Source organism: Jatrophihabitans sp. YIM 134969 (genome assembly GCF_054456675.1).
Window position 1 is genome coordinate 20420 of the sequence record NZ_JBTJEQ010000018.1, and the last position, 13610, is coordinate 34029.

General features: G+C 73.8%; 12 protein-coding genes. All 12 read left to right on the plus strand.

Going from position 1 to position 13610, the window contains the following annotated elements; translation table 11 throughout:
- The first annotated feature begins 106 nt into the window (after positions 1–106).
- Positions 107–796: a response regulator transcription factor gene (locus tag ACXR2U_RS11375; RefSeq protein ID WP_458825133.1), complete on the plus strand. Its 690-nt coding sequence runs from the start codon at positions 107–109 to the stop codon at positions 794–796.
- A gap of 3 nt (positions 797–799) precedes the next feature.
- Positions 800–2107, plus strand: coding sequence for a HAMP domain-containing sensor histidine kinase (locus ACXR2U_RS11380; RefSeq protein ID WP_458825134.1), 1308 nt, complete (start codon positions 800–802; stop codon positions 2105–2107).
- A 111-nt stretch (positions 2108–2218) separates the two neighbouring features.
- A complete protein-coding gene (locus ACXR2U_RS11385; RefSeq protein WP_458825135.1) occupies positions 2219–3331 on the plus strand; it encodes a hypothetical protein in 1113 nt (370 codons plus the stop codon).
- 152 nt (positions 3332–3483) lie between these two features.
- The gene (locus ACXR2U_RS11390) at positions 3484–3831 is read left to right on the plus strand and encodes a hypothetical protein (protein WP_458825136.1); all 348 of its coding nucleotides are present in this window, start codon (positions 3484–3486) and stop codon (positions 3829–3831) included.
- The gene (locus ACXR2U_RS11395) at positions 3828–4823 is read left to right on the plus strand and encodes an FAD:protein FMN transferase (protein WP_458825137.1); all 996 of its coding nucleotides are present in this window, start codon (positions 3828–3830) and stop codon (positions 4821–4823) included. The genes ACXR2U_RS11390 and ACXR2U_RS11395 overlap by 4 nt, the downstream gene beginning before the upstream one ends.
- On the plus strand, positions 4817–5389 hold the full coding sequence (locus ACXR2U_RS11400) for a ferric reductase-like transmembrane domain-containing protein (RefSeq protein WP_458825138.1): 573 nt from the start codon (positions 4817–4819) through the stop codon (positions 5387–5389). The genes ACXR2U_RS11395 and ACXR2U_RS11400 overlap by 7 nt, the downstream gene beginning before the upstream one ends.
- On the plus strand, positions 5386–6624 hold the full coding sequence (locus ACXR2U_RS11405; protein ID WP_458825139.1) for an NADH-ubiquinone oxidoreductase-F iron-sulfur binding region domain-containing protein: 1239 nt from the start codon (positions 5386–5388) through the stop codon (positions 6622–6624). The genes ACXR2U_RS11400 and ACXR2U_RS11405 overlap by 4 nt, the downstream gene beginning before the upstream one ends.
- Positions 6621–6842, plus strand: a complete 222-nt coding sequence (locus ACXR2U_RS11410) for a ferredoxin (RefSeq protein WP_458825140.1) — start codon at positions 6621–6623, stop codon at positions 6840–6842. The genes ACXR2U_RS11405 and ACXR2U_RS11410 overlap by 4 nt, the downstream gene beginning before the upstream one ends.
- Positions 6843–6898: 56 nt before the next feature.
- Positions 6899–8080: a glycosyltransferase gene (locus ACXR2U_RS11415; RefSeq protein ID WP_458825203.1), complete on the plus strand. Its 1182-nt coding sequence runs from the start codon at positions 6899–6901 to the stop codon at positions 8078–8080.
- Positions 8077–10242: a glycosyltransferase family 39 protein gene (locus tag ACXR2U_RS11420; RefSeq protein WP_458825141.1), complete on the plus strand. Its 2166-nt coding sequence runs from the start codon at positions 8077–8079 to the stop codon at positions 10240–10242. The genes ACXR2U_RS11415 and ACXR2U_RS11420 overlap by 4 nt, the downstream gene beginning before the upstream one ends.
- On the plus strand, positions 10239–12281 hold the full coding sequence (locus ACXR2U_RS11425; protein WP_458825142.1) for a glycosyltransferase family 39 protein: 2043 nt from the start codon (positions 10239–10241) through the stop codon (positions 12279–12281). The genes ACXR2U_RS11420 and ACXR2U_RS11425 overlap by 4 nt, the downstream gene beginning before the upstream one ends.
- Positions 12282–12372: 91 nt before the next feature.
- Positions 12373–13560, plus strand: coding sequence for a xylose isomerase (xylA, locus tag ACXR2U_RS11430; protein WP_458825143.1), 1188 nt, complete (start codon positions 12373–12375; stop codon positions 13558–13560).
- Positions 13561–13610 lie beyond the last annotated feature (50 nt).

The window sequence follows — 13610 nt, forward strand, 5'->3', positions numbered from 1 at the left end:
CCTCCCGCCGGGGCGTCATCCTGCGCGACCGACGTCTTCTACACGCGTTGAGGGGGTCGTTCCGTTGCGTCGGGGGGATCTCAGTCCGATGTGCCACAGTCTCGTCGTGGCCGAGGTGGTGCTCGTGGAGGACGACGCGGCGATCCGTGTCGCCCTGCTGCGGGCGCTGAAGGAGGCGGGACACGTCGTCACGGCGTTCTCGTCGGGGATGGCCGCGTTGCCCGCGGTGGTCGAGCGCAAGCCCGACGTCGTGCTGCTCGACCTGGGGCTGCCCGACGTCGACGGCTCCGACGTCCTCGCCATGCTGCGGTCGGTGAGCGCGGTGCCGGTCATCGTGGCGACCGCCCGGGACGACGAGGCGGAGATGGTGCGTCTGCTCGACACCGGCGCCGACGACTACGTCATCAAGCCGTTCACCGCCGCCCAGATCACGGCGCGCATCCGCGCCGTGCTCCGGCGATCGGGCGTGACCGGTGAGGAACCCGCGATCACCGTGGGCGGTCTGACGATCGACGTGCGGTCGCGAGAGGTCGTGCTCGACGGCCGGCTCGTCGAGTTGACCCGCAAGGAGTTCGACCTGCTGCTCGTGCTCGCCCGTCGGGCCGGGGAGGTCGTGAGCAAACGCGACCTGCTGGCCGAGGTGTGGCAGTTGGCGTGGGGCGGTTCGGACCGCACCGTCGACGTCCACCTGTCGTGGCTGCGCCGCAAGCTCGGGGAGACCGCGAAGGACCCGGTGTACCTGCACAGCGTGCGGGGCGTGGGGGTCCGGCTCGCACCTCCCGCGGCGGCGGGGTGACCCGTGCGGCGCCGCATCCTGCTGCTCACGCTGTCGACGACGTTCCTCGTCGTCCTGGCGTTCGTCATCCCGCTGGCGCTGCTCATCGACAACCGCACCTCCCAGGACGCCCGGCAACGACTGCAGCAGCAAGCCCAGAGCATCGCGTTCTCCATCCGCGGGAACTCGACGCCCGACCAGATCCGGGCCTACATCCAGCAGGAGTACGACAACGGCACCAGCACCCGGGTCGACAAGGGCGGTGTGGTCATCGGAGCGTTGCCGGACGGGGTGCCGGTACCCCAGCGCCCGTCCAACTCCGGCGGCGGTGGCTTCGACCCGGACGGTGACGCCCCGCGCCCGGTCGCACCCGGTGGTGGACCCACCGCGGTCGCCGACGGCGAGTTGGCCCTGGGGTTCAACCGCGACGCCGACGTGGTCGTGGCGGTGTTCGCCACCGACGACCTGCTCTCCAGCGGCGCCACCGGCTGGTACGCGCTGCTCGGCGGCGCGAGCGCGTTCCTGCTGCTGGTCGCGGCGGGGGCCGCGGTGGTCGTCAGCCGGCGCATCAGCGCGCCGCTGACCGCGACCGCGGAGGCGGCGCACCGGCTGTCGGCCGGCGACATCGAGGCCCGGGCGCCGACGGTCGGACCCCGCGAGGTCGCCGACGTCGGCACCGCCCTGAACCGCCTGGCCGGGCGCATCGACGAACTCATCGACGAGGAACGCGAGACCGTCGCCGACCTCTCCCACCGGATGCGCACGCCGCTGACCGCGTTGCGCCTCGACGCCGACACCCTGCGCGACCCGGTCGAGGCCGAGCGGATCGGCGCGCACGCGGCGGCGCTGGAACGCACGCTCACCGCGGTGATCCGTTCGGCGCGGCGGGCCGAACGTGAGGGGTTGGTGCCCTCGTGCGACGCCACGGCCGTCGTGGCCGACCGCACGGCGTTCTGGGCGGCCCTCGCGGAGGACCAGGGCCGGGGGGTCGAGGTCGACCTGCCGTCGGAGCCGGTGGCGGTGCGGGCCGCGACGGCCGACCTCGCCGCGGCCGTCGACGCGTTGGTCGAGAACGTGCTGGCCCACACCCCCGAGGGCACCGACTTCCGCGTGACCCTCGTGGCGACGGCGGACGGCGCCGACCTCGTGGTGGCTGACCGCGGCCCGGGGATCCCGGACGGAGCCGGGGTGCGCGGCCGCAGCGACCGTGGCTCGACCGGTCTCGGGTTGTCGATCGCGGCCCGATGTGCCGAGAACAGCGGGGGATCCCTGATCGTGGAGCGCCCGGCGACGGGTGGCGGTGTGGTCCGGTTGCGCCTCGGACGGCCCTGATCCGGTCGGCGGAATTCTCGGGCGGAAGACTCTGACGCTTCGACTAGCCGGGCTTGATCACCGCACGTAGCTTCACGCGTACCGAACCTCGTCCCCCGCGGAGGCCATCCGATGTACATCCCCATCGTCCGACACTGGCGCCGCGGCGATCTGGACCGGCTCTACATCACCACCGCGACCGGTCGGCAGCTCGGGTGGTTCGACCTCGTGGACGAAACGTTGCACACCGCAACGGAGAGTCTCCGGCCGATGTTGTGGCGCGCGGTGACCGACTTCCGCCTGGCGCGTCGGCCGGAGATCCCGGCCGCGAAGGACCTCGCCGCGCACGAGGCCGGGGTGTGGGAGCTCGAGCGGGCGTTCAAGTGCGTCGACGAGTCACCGCTGTTCTTCTTCGCGAGCTCGGTGTGCAAGGAACGCGACGAGCGGGCGGAGTGGGAGACGGCCGCCGAGGGCGCGATGACCCTCGGCGAGGCGATCGCCGCGATGTCCAACGGCTGGGTGGCCCTGCACAGCGTGCCGAGTGGGCGGCACGCCGAGCGGCTCGACCACGTGCTCGTGGGCCCGGCCGGGGTGGTGGTCGTGCTGTCCGAACACCTCACCGACGGCGAGGTCTCGGCGGCGGGCGACACCGTGGTCTTCGACGGGGTGCCGCAGAAGATCGTCGCCCACCTCGGCAAGCTCGCCGACCACGTGGCGTCGCGGGTTCCGGACGACACTCCGGTGCACGTCGTGGTGGCGGTGCACGGTGCAACGGTCACGCGGCGTCGCCCGCTGGTGGACGACCGCGTCCGCGTCGTCGCGGCCGAGGACGTTCCCGCCGTCGCCGCCACCCTGCCGACCCCGGTGGACGGGCCGACGCAGGACGCACTGTTCGCGCTGCTGCGCCGGCGCGCGACCTGGTACCCGCACGGCAAGCACGGTTCCTCGCGCAACGCCGATCCCTCGTTCGCGCTGGCCGGTCTGCAGTTCCTCGACGGCCTGCCGCGGCTCACCACGCCGCCGGCCGCGCCGGGCAAGCGCGTGGCCGTGCGCACCCCGGCGGTGGCGAAGCACGCGGCCGCGGCGGAGCCCGCCGCGGTCGTCGAGGAGCTCGTCCCCCTCGAGGCCGTCGTGGACCCGCTGCCGACGGTCACGCCACCCGCTCTCGGGGTGCACCGCAGCGGTCTGGTCGCGCCGCGCCGCCGCAACGTGCGCGTCGTGGTCACGCGTCCCACCGCCGCGTGACGGCGCCCTGACGTCCGGGCTCCCCCGACCCGGTGCAGCACGTGGGGCCTCCGGCGGACTGCCGGGGGCCTCACGTGTGCACAGGTGCGTTTGAGGTTCGCTTGACGGTGACCTGAGGACGCCGCAACACGCCCGCCAGCACCGTGGCGGGCATGAGTTCACCGCACCCCTCCGGCGCCGCCGTCCTCCTGCGCGGCAAGCGCGCGGTCGCCACCGTCGCGGCGTTCGCCGCCATCAGCCTCGGCACGTTGGTCACCGTCGTCGCCACCGACGCCGACGCCGAGACCACCAGCACCGACGGCGCCTCGACGTCGACCTCGACCGACACCGGCAGCGCCGTCACCGGCGGCACGTCGACCGGCTCGGACGCGACGACGACGGCGCCCACCGACACCTCGACCGGGTCCTCGGACTCGTCGAACTCGACGGGTTCCTCGGGCGGGTCGGTCAGCTCGAACGACTCCGGTGGCTCCGCGCAGGGCGGGAGCAACGGGTCGTGACCGCCGCCGCGCGGTTCCGGGCCTGGAGCTCGACCGTGCGCCTCGTCGTCACCGACGACCGGGCGCTCCCGGAGGCCACCGCGTACCTGCGCGCCCTCCTCGACGACGTCGACGTGGCCGCGAGCCGGTTCCGACCCGACTCGGTGCTGAGCCGGGCCAACGCCCACGCCGGCCGACCGGTCGCCGTGTCGCGCGAGCTCGTCGCACTGGTCCGGCAGGCGCTGACCGCCGCACGGGACACCGACGGCATGGTCGATCCGACCGTCGGTGGTGACCTGGCGGCGCTCGGTTACGACCGCGACATCGCCCTGATCCGCGGTCGCGACGTCGGTCCCCGCGCAGCGCTGACCGGAGGGCCGCGGGCGTCCTGGCGCGACGTCGCCCTCGACGACGCCGCGGGGTTGCTCACGGTCCCGGCCGGGACGCTGCTGGATCTCGGCGCGACGGCCAAGGCGGCCACCGCCGACCGGGCCGCGGCCACCCTCCACACCCGTTTCGGCTGCGGGGTCCTGGTCGAACTCGGCGGGGACCTCGCGGTCGCCGGCCCGGCACCCGCCGCTGACGGATGGGCGGTCGCGGTCGCCGAACACGAGGGCGGCCCGGCCGAGCAGGTCTTCCTCGACGGCGGCGGGCTGGCGACGTCGACGACCACGGTGCGCGCCTGGCGGAGTGACGGCGTGACGGTCCACCACGTGATCGACCCGCGCACCGGCCTCCCCGCCGGTGGCCCGTGGCGCACGGTGACCGTCGCCGCCCCGTCGGCGCTCGCCGCGAACGTCGCCAGCACCGCCGCTCTCGTGCTGGGCGACGGCGCGGTGTCGTGGCTCGCCCGCCGGGACCTCGACGCCCGCCTGGTCGCGTCCGGCGGTGCGGTCCGCACCCTCGGCGGCTGGCCCGAACCCGGCGGACGGGCGGCCCAGGACGTGTCCCGGAAGTCCATGCTCTGCTGCGCGGCGCCGCGGCAGTTCCGAGACGCGCCCCAGCCGTGCTGATCTGGTACACCGCGCGGGGCGCGGGGTTCGCCGCGTTGGTCCTGCTCACGCTCGCGACCGCGGGTGGCGCGTTGCAGTCGTCACGACGGCTGTCCCCGACCCGTCGGGTGGTCCTGCAGTACGCCCACCGGGCCGGCGCCGTGGCCGGCCTGATCGTGGTCACGTTGCATGTTGCAACGATCATTGCGGATTCCTACGCCGGCGTCGGACTTCTCGGCGCGCTCGTCCCCGGCGCCTCGGGGTACCGGCCGTGGCAGGTGGCCCTGGGAACGGTCGCGGTCTACGGGTTCGTCGCCGTCGCCGCCCTCGGCGCTGCCCGCCGCCGGATGGCCCGCAGCGAGCGGGGTTCGCGTCTGTGGCGCGGCGTGCACCTGCTCGCCTACCCCTGCTGGGCGGCGGCGGTGCTCCACGGAATGACCGCGGGAACCGACGCCGGGCGCGCGTGGGCCGTCGCCCTGACCGTCGCCTGTGTCGCGGCAGTGGTCGTCGCCGTCGGCTACCGCCTGGCCGAGCCCCGTCTCGCCACCGTTCCCGTCCGTGCCCGCACCCTGGAGGTGTCCCGGTGACCGCTCTGCTCCCCGACCAGAACCAGCTCGACCGTGAGGTCGGCGTCATCGGAACGCCACGGCTGTTCGCCGGCCTCGACCGCGCGGCCGTCGTCGGTTCCGGCGCCCACGTGTCGCAGCACGGCCGGCTACCGCTGCCGTCCCTCGAGCGCCTGGTCGAGCTCGCGGACGCCGTCCGGCTCACCGGCCGTGGCGGCGCCGGGTTCCCGGTGGCGGCGAAACTGCGCGTAGCCGCGGGCGCGGCCACCGTGGTCGTCAACGGCCACGAGAGCGAACCCGCGAGCCGCAAGGACCGGGTGCTCATGCGCCGGGTGCCGCACCTGGTGCTCGACGGTGCGCTGGTGGCCGCCGCCGCGACGGGAGCGCGCGAGATCCTCGTCGCCGTCGAGGATCCAGCGGCGCGGCACGCCTTGGTTGCAGCCTGCAACGATCGGCACGACGCCGGTGCTGTCCGCGTCGTCGCCGTCGGCGGCGGCTTCGTCGCGGGTGAGGCCCGGGCCCTGGTCCGGGGCCTCGGCGGCCGGGCGGCCGTCCCACCCGGGCGGCGGGTCCTGCCGTCGGTGCATGGTGTCGGCGGGCGGCCGAGTCTGCTCTCCAACGCGGAGACCTTCGCGCAGCTCGCCGTCCTCGTCCGGCTCGGCGCGGGCGTGTTCGCCCACACCGGGGAGACCGCCGAACCGGGCACCTCCCTGGTGACGGTGAGCGGCGCCGTCGCCCACCCGGGCGTGGTCGAGATCCCGACCGGGTTGCCGGTCGACGTCGTGCTGCGGACCGCCGGTGCCGCGACCCCCCAGGCGCTGGTGGTCGGCGGCTACCACGGGGCGTGGGTGGCGCCCGACCCGTCGCTGCGCCTCTCCCGCGCCGGCCTGACCTCGGCGGGCGGGACCTTCGGTGCCGGCGTCGTCGCCGTGGTCGGCACCGACACCTGCGGACTCGGCGAGCTCGCCCGGGTCACGGGGTGGCTCGCCGCGCAGTCGGCGCGACGCTGCGGCCCGTGCCTCTCCGGGTTGCCCGCGCTCGCCGGTGCCGTCGAGGCGTTGTACCGCGGCCGGCCCGACGACGGTGCGGCCGTGCTGCTGGCGGATCTGGTCGAGGGCCGGGGCGCCTGCGCCCACCCCGACGGTGCCGCGCGGTTCGTGCGTTCCGGACTCCGGGTCCTGGCGGCCGAGGTCGCGGCGCACGCGACCGGCGGCTGCGGCCGCCCGGTGCTCGGCCAGTTGCAGGTGACCGCGTGAGCCGGCCGACGACCGGGGACGGCGCCCGCCGCCTCGCCGTCGACTGGACCCGCTGCGACGGCCACGGCCTGTGCGCGGCGCTGGCCCCCGAACTGGTCACCGCCGACCCGTGGGGCTACCCCCGGTTCCGTCCGGGCGCGGTGGCCGACGCCGCGACGACCCGACGGCTGGTCGCGCTCTGCCCGGCCCTGGCCCTGCGCGACGGGAGCGCCGCGTGACCACCACAGAACGCGCCGGCCCGACGGTCGTCCCGCCACAGGCGCCGCCCGCGCGGGTGGACGTCGACGTCGTCGTCCCCGTGTACAACGAGCAGGCCACTCTGGTGGCGAGCGTCGAACGGCTCCACGCGTTCCTGACGCAGGAGTTCCCGCTCTCGTGGCGGATCACCATCGCCGACAACGCCAGCATCGACTCCACCTGGGCCATCGCGAGCGACCTCGCGTCGACCCTGCCCGGGGTCACCGCGGTGCACCTGGACGCCAAGGGCCGCGGGCGGGCGCTGCGGCGGGTGTGGTCGACCAGCGAGTCGACGGTCGTCGCCTACATGGACGTCGACCTCTCGACCGATCTCAAGGCGCTGTTGCCCCTGGTCGCGCCGTTGGTCTCCGGCCACAGTGACGTCGCCATCGGCACCCGGCTGGGACGCGGCGCCCGGGTGGTGCGCGGCCCCAAGCGGGAGCTCATCTCCCGCAGCTACAACCTGTTGCTCCGCACGACCCTGCGGACCCGGTTCACCGATGCCCAGTGCGGCTTCAAGGCCGTGCGCACCGACCTCGCCCGGCAGCTGCTGCCGCTCGTCGAGGACACCGGTTGGTTCTTCGACACCGAGCTGCTGTTCCTCGCCCAACGCAGTGGCCTGCGCATCGCCGAGGTGCCCGTCGACTGGGTCGACGACCCCGACAGCCGGGTCGACATCGTCGCCACGGCCCTCGCCGACCTGCGCGGCGTGCTGCGCCTCGGGCGCGGGGTGCTGAGCGGATCGTTGTCGGTGGCAACGTTGCGGCACCAGATCGGCCGTCACCCCGACCCCGTCCCGGGGGTGGAGCCGGGGCTGGTCCGTCAACTGGTGCGCTTCGGTGCCGTCGGGGTCCTCAGCACGCTGGCCTACCTGCTCCTGTTCGTGCTGCTGCGCGGTGGTCTCGGCGCGCAGCCGGCCAACTTCCTCGCGCTGCTGGTGACGGCCGTCGGCAACACCGCCGTCAACCGCCGCTTCACCTTCGGCGTGCGTGACCGTGCCCACCGCGCTCGCGACCACCTGGCCGGCCTCGCCGCGTTCGGGCTCGGGCTGGGTCTCACCGCCGGGAGCCTCGCCGTGCTGCACGCCGTGGGCGATCCCGGCCGTCCGCTCGAACTGTCGGTCCTCGTCCTCGCCAACCTCGCGGCCACGCTGCTGCGCTTCGTCGTCCTCCGCACCGTCGTCACCACGACCCGCCGCAACCAGGGAGCAACCCGATGAGCACCACGTCGTCCACCACGTCCCCGTGGTACGACTCGCCGTATCCGCCCGCCGCCGGACTCCCGGCCGTCGACGACCCGGCACCCGCCGACCTCCCGCCGCGGTTCGCGGTCCTCGACCGGACCGACCGGTCGACGCCCCGGTGGGCCCGGCCCGCGTTCGGCGTCCTGCTCCTCGGTACGGCCCTGCTCTACGTGGTCGGACTCGGGGCGTCGGGCAACGCCAACAGCTTCTACGCCGCCGCGGTGCAGGCAGGCACCCTGAGCTGGAAGGCGTTCTTCTTCGGATCGCTCGACGCGTCGAACTTCATCACCGTCGACAAGCCGCCGATGTCGTTGTGGCCGATGGAGATCGCCGGGCGCGTCTTCGGTTTCAACACCTGGTCGATGCTCGTGCCGCAGGCGCTCATGGGGGTCGCGTCGGTGGCGTTGCTGACCCTCACCGTGCGCCGCTGGTTCGGGTGGACCGCGGGGCTCGTCGCCGGGCTGACGCTCGCGCTCACACCCGTCGCGGTGTTGATGTTCCGGTTCAACAACCCGGACGCGCTCATGGTGCTGCTGCTGGTCGTCGGCGCGTGGGCGTTGACCCACGCGTTGGAGAGCGGGCGGCTGCGCTGGATGGTCGTGCTGGGCGTCAGTTTCGGGTTCGGCTTCCTCACCAAGGGGTTGCAGCCGTTCACGGTGATCCCCGCGTTCGCGGTGGCGTTCCTGCTGTTCGCGCCGCTGGGATGGGGCAAGCGGATCGTGCACCTGCTCGTCGGTGTCGGAGCGATCCTGGTCTCGGCGGGCTGGTGGGTGGTGGCGGTGCTGGCGACCCCCGCGGCCGACCGCCCGTACATCGGCGGCTCCACGAACAACAACCCGCTGGAGCTCGCCTTCGGCTACAACGGCCTGGGCCGGCTCACCGGCAACGAGGGCGGCGGGCCGACCGGCGGCGGCGGTGGGGCCGGCGGCGGCATGTCGTTCAGCGGCTCGACGGGCCTCGGCCGGTTGTTCAACAGCGAGATGGGCGGCCAGATCTCGTGGCTGCTCCCCGCGGCGCTGGTCGCGACCGTCGCGCTGCTGGCGGTCGGGATCGTGGCTCGGCGGTCGGGGACCGACACCCGACGGTTGCTAGCTGCAACGGTCGTGTGGGGTGGGTGGTTGCTCGTGACCGGCGCGGTGCTGAGCTTCGCCAGCGGCACGATCCACGCGTACTACACGGTGCAGCTGGCGCCGGCGATCGCGGCGCTGGTGGGCATCGGCCTGGTGGTCGCCTGGCGCCTCCGGCACGAGGTGGGCGCCCGGGTGGTGCTCGCGGCGGCCGCGGCGGTGACGGGCGTGTGGGCGTTCGTCCTGCTCGGCCGCAGCGCCGACTACTGGCCGGGCCTGCGCTACGTCGTGCTGCTGCTGGGCCTCGCTGCGGCCGTCGCCGCTCTGGCCGGTCCGGTCCTGGGTTCGGCGTTCCGTCGACCGGTGGCGGTCGTCGCCGCCGTGGCGATCGCGCTCACCGGGCTGGCCGCGCCCGCGGCGTACGCCGCGACCACGGCGTCGACGGCCCAGCAGGGCTCGATGCCGTCGGCCGGCCCGGCCGTGAGCGGCGGGTTCGGCGGCTTCGGCGCCCGCTCCGGTGCCCGTGGTGGCACGGCGCCCTCGGGCGGTTTCCCCGGTGGGGGGACCGGCGGGTTCCCGGGTGGTGGGACCGGCGGCTTCCCCGGTGCTCCGGGGTCGCAGTCGGGCTCGGCATCCGGCGATGGGACGGGCGGTGCCGGTACCTCCCCCGGCGGCGGGGACGGCGCGCCGTCGACCGGCACCGCCCCCACCGGCGGGCGCGGCGCAGAGGCGTCGGTGTCGTCCGCGCTGGTGAAACTGGTGCAAGGTGCAACGGACAGTCGGTGGGCGGCGGCGACGATCGGCTCGCAGACCGCGGCGGCGTTGGAGCTCGCGTCCGGTGGTGTGCCGGTGATGGCGATCGGCGGGTTCACCGGATCCGACCCGGCACCGACCCTCGCCCAGTTCCAGGCGTGGGTCGCCGCCGGCGACGTGCACTGGTTCATCGGCGGCGGTGGGATGGGCCGTGGAGGAGACAGTGAGATCTCCCAGTGGGTCGAGGCGAACTTCACCGCCACCACCGTGGGGAACTCGACCGTCTACGACCTCACGCAGCCGGCGGCGACCTCGTGACCACCGCACCCGTCCGCCCGGTCGATCTCGCGCCCGGCGAACCGACGGTGACGGACCTCGTCGCCACCGCCCGCCCTCGACGCCTCCACCCCCGGCACGCCGCTCTCGGCGGGCTGCTGCTCGGCACGGCGCTGCTGTACCTCGTCAACCTGTCGGCCTCGGGCTGGGCCAACCAGTTCTACGCGGCTGCGGTGCAGTCGGGGACCAGGAGCTGGAAGGCGTTCCTGTTCGGCTCCCTGGACTGGTCGAACTTCATCACGGTCGACAAGCCGCCTGCTGCGCTGTGGGTCATGGGGTTGTCGGCGCGGGTGTTCGGCGTCAACTCGTGGTCGATCCTCGTGCCGCAGGCGCTTGAGGGTGTCGCAGCTGTCGCGGTCCTGTACGCGGCGGTGACCCGGCTCGCCGGCTGGGGTGCGGGTCTGCTCGCCGGTGCGGCGCTGGCCGTGACCCCGGTCGCGGCGTTGATGTTCCGGTTCGACAACCCGGACGCGCTGCTGGTCCTGCTCATGACGGCCGCGGCCTACGCCACCGTGCGGGCGTGCGAGAACGGCCGCACACGGTGGCTGGTGCTGGTCGGGGTGCTGGTGGGCTTCGGGTTCCTCACCAAGATGATGCAAGCCTTCCTGGTGGTGCCGGGCTTCGCGGCCGCGTTCCTCGTCGCGGCGCCGGGCTCGTGGTGGACGCGGATCCGGAGCCTGCTCGCCGGTGGCCTGGCGCTCGTCGTGTCCGCGGGCTGGTGGATCGCCCTGGTCGAGCTGTGGCCGTCGGGTTCGCGGCCCTACGTCGGTGGCTCGACGAACGACTCGATCCTGGAGTTGGTGTTCGGCTACAACGGCATCGGGCGGCTCTCCGGTGGTAGCAACAACGGCGCGGTCGGCGGTGGAACCGGCGGGTTCTCCTCGAGTGACACGGGGCTCTCCCGTCTGTTCGGCAGTGAGATGGGCGGACAGATCTCGTGGCTGCTGCCGGCGGCGCTCGTAGCGCTCGCCGCCCTGGTGTGGCTGACCTGGCGGGCGCCACGCACAGATCGGTTGCGCGCTGCAACGATCGTGTGGGGTGGCTGGCTGGTGGTCACGGCCCTGGTCTTCAGCTTCGCGCAGGGGATCATCCACGCGTACTACACGGTGGCCCTGGCGCCGGCGATCGCCGCGCTGGTCGGGCTCGGCGTCGGCGCGTTGTGGCGGGAGCGGACCCGTCCGGGAGCGGTCTGGGTGCTGGCGACCGTGATCGCCGCCGCGGCCCTGTGGTCGTCGGTCCTGCTCGGCCGGGCCGACTACGTCGGGTGGCTGCGCTGGGTGGTCGTGCTCGCGGGCGCCGTCGCGGTCGTGGCCGTGGTGCTGGCGGGCTCCGCGACCGTCGCCCGGGGGGTCGTCGTGCTGGCGCTGCTCGCCGGGGTGGTCGGCGGCCTCGGCGGGTCCACCGCGTGGGCGGTGCAGACGGCGTCGACGGCCCACACCGGCGCGATCCCCTCCGCCGGTCCGGTCTCCACCAGCGGGTTCGGCGGCGGCCGGCCGGGCGGCGGTGCGGGCCCCGGTGGCACCACCGGCCGTGGTGGGTTCCCCGGCGGGGGCACGGGGACCGGAGGCGGGCCGTCGTTCGGCGCCGGCGGTGGGCCGACCACGCCCGGTGTGGGCGGGGCGGCCGGCGGCCGCGGCGGGGGCATGGGGGCGAACGGTCTCGGTGGCGCCACGGCGGTCGACGACGCGGTGGCGAGCGCGCTGCGGCAGGACGCGTCGTCGTACACCTGGGCCGCGGCCGTCACCGGCGACAACGAGGCGGCGTCGCTGCAGCTCGGTGCGGACGTCCCGGTCATGGCGCTCGGCGGCTACAACGGCACCGACCCGGCGATCACGCTGGCGGCGTTCCAGGAACTGGTCGCGAACGGCCAGGTGCACTGGTACGTCGCGTCGAACGGCTTCATCGGTTCGACCGACTCCACGTCCTCGACCGCCTACGCCATCCAGCAGTGGGTGGAGTCGACGTTCACCGCGACGACCGTGGGCGGCTCGACCCTCTACGACCTCTCGGCGGGCACCTGACCCCGGGGGAGGAGGCTGGGGCTCGACGGACGGGCGTGGGGTCGCTATGGTCTGGCTTTAGTTCAGTGCCCTGACAAAATGAGGAGGCATCGTGGCCCCGACCCCCACGAAGAGTGACCGGTTCAGCTTCGGACTGTGGACGGTCGGCTACGCCGGCCGCGACCCGTTCGGCGAGGCGACCCGCCCCGTGCTCGACCCGGTCGAGGCGGTCCACCGCCTGAACGACCTGGGCGCGAACGGCATCACCTTCCACGACGACGACCTGGTGCCCTTCGGCACCGACGAGGACGAGCGCCGGAAGATCATCGACCGCTTCAAGGCGGCGCTGGCCGAGACCGGCATCTCGGTCCCGATGATCACGACCAACCTGTTCAGCCAGCCGGTGTTCAAGGACGGCGGGTTCACCGCCAACGACCGCAACGTGCGGCGCTACGCGCTGCGCAAGGTCATGCGCAACCTCGACCTCGCCAACGAACTCGGCGCCGAGACGTTCGTGTTCTGGGGCGGTCGTGAGGGTTCGGAGTCCGACCTCGCGAAGGACATCCAGGCCGCGCTCGACCGCTACCGCGAGGGCCTGGACATGCTCGCGCAGTACGTCAAGGACAACGACTACGGCATCCGGTTCGCCATCGAGCCCAAGCCGAACGAGCCCCGCGGCGACATCCTGCTGCCGACCCTCGGCCACGCGCTGTCGTTCATCAACGGCCTCGAGCACGGCGACATCGTCGGCATCAACCCCGAGGTCGGCCACGAGCAGATGGCGGGCCTGAACTTCGCGCAGGGCATCGCCCAGGCGTTGTGGGCCGGCAAGCTGTTCCACATCGACCTCAACGGCCAGCGCGGCATCAAGTTCGACCAGGACCTGGTCTTCGGCTGGGGCGACGTCTTCAACGCGTTCTCCCTCGTCGACCTGCTCGAGCACGGCGCACCGGGTGGCGGCCCGGCCTACGACGGTCCGCGTCACTTCGACTACAAGCCCTACCGCACCGAGGACATCGACGGCGTGTGGGAGTCGGCGGCCGCGAACATGGAGAGCTACCTGCTGCTCAAGGAGCGGGCCGTCGCCTTCCGCGCCGACCCCGCCGTGCAGGAGGCGCTCGCCGAGGCCAAGGTCGGCGAACTCGCCACCCCGACGCTCTCGCCGGGCGAGTCGTACCGCGAACTCGCGGCCGATCGCAGCGCGTTCGAGGAGTTCGACGCCGTGTCCGTCGGCGCCAAGGGCCTGGGCTTCGCCAAGCTCAACCGCCTCGCCTACCGCCACCTGCTCGGCGACAAGTAGATTCACGCTTCTTGCGAGATCTGGCGGCCAGGTGCCGCCAGATCTCGCAA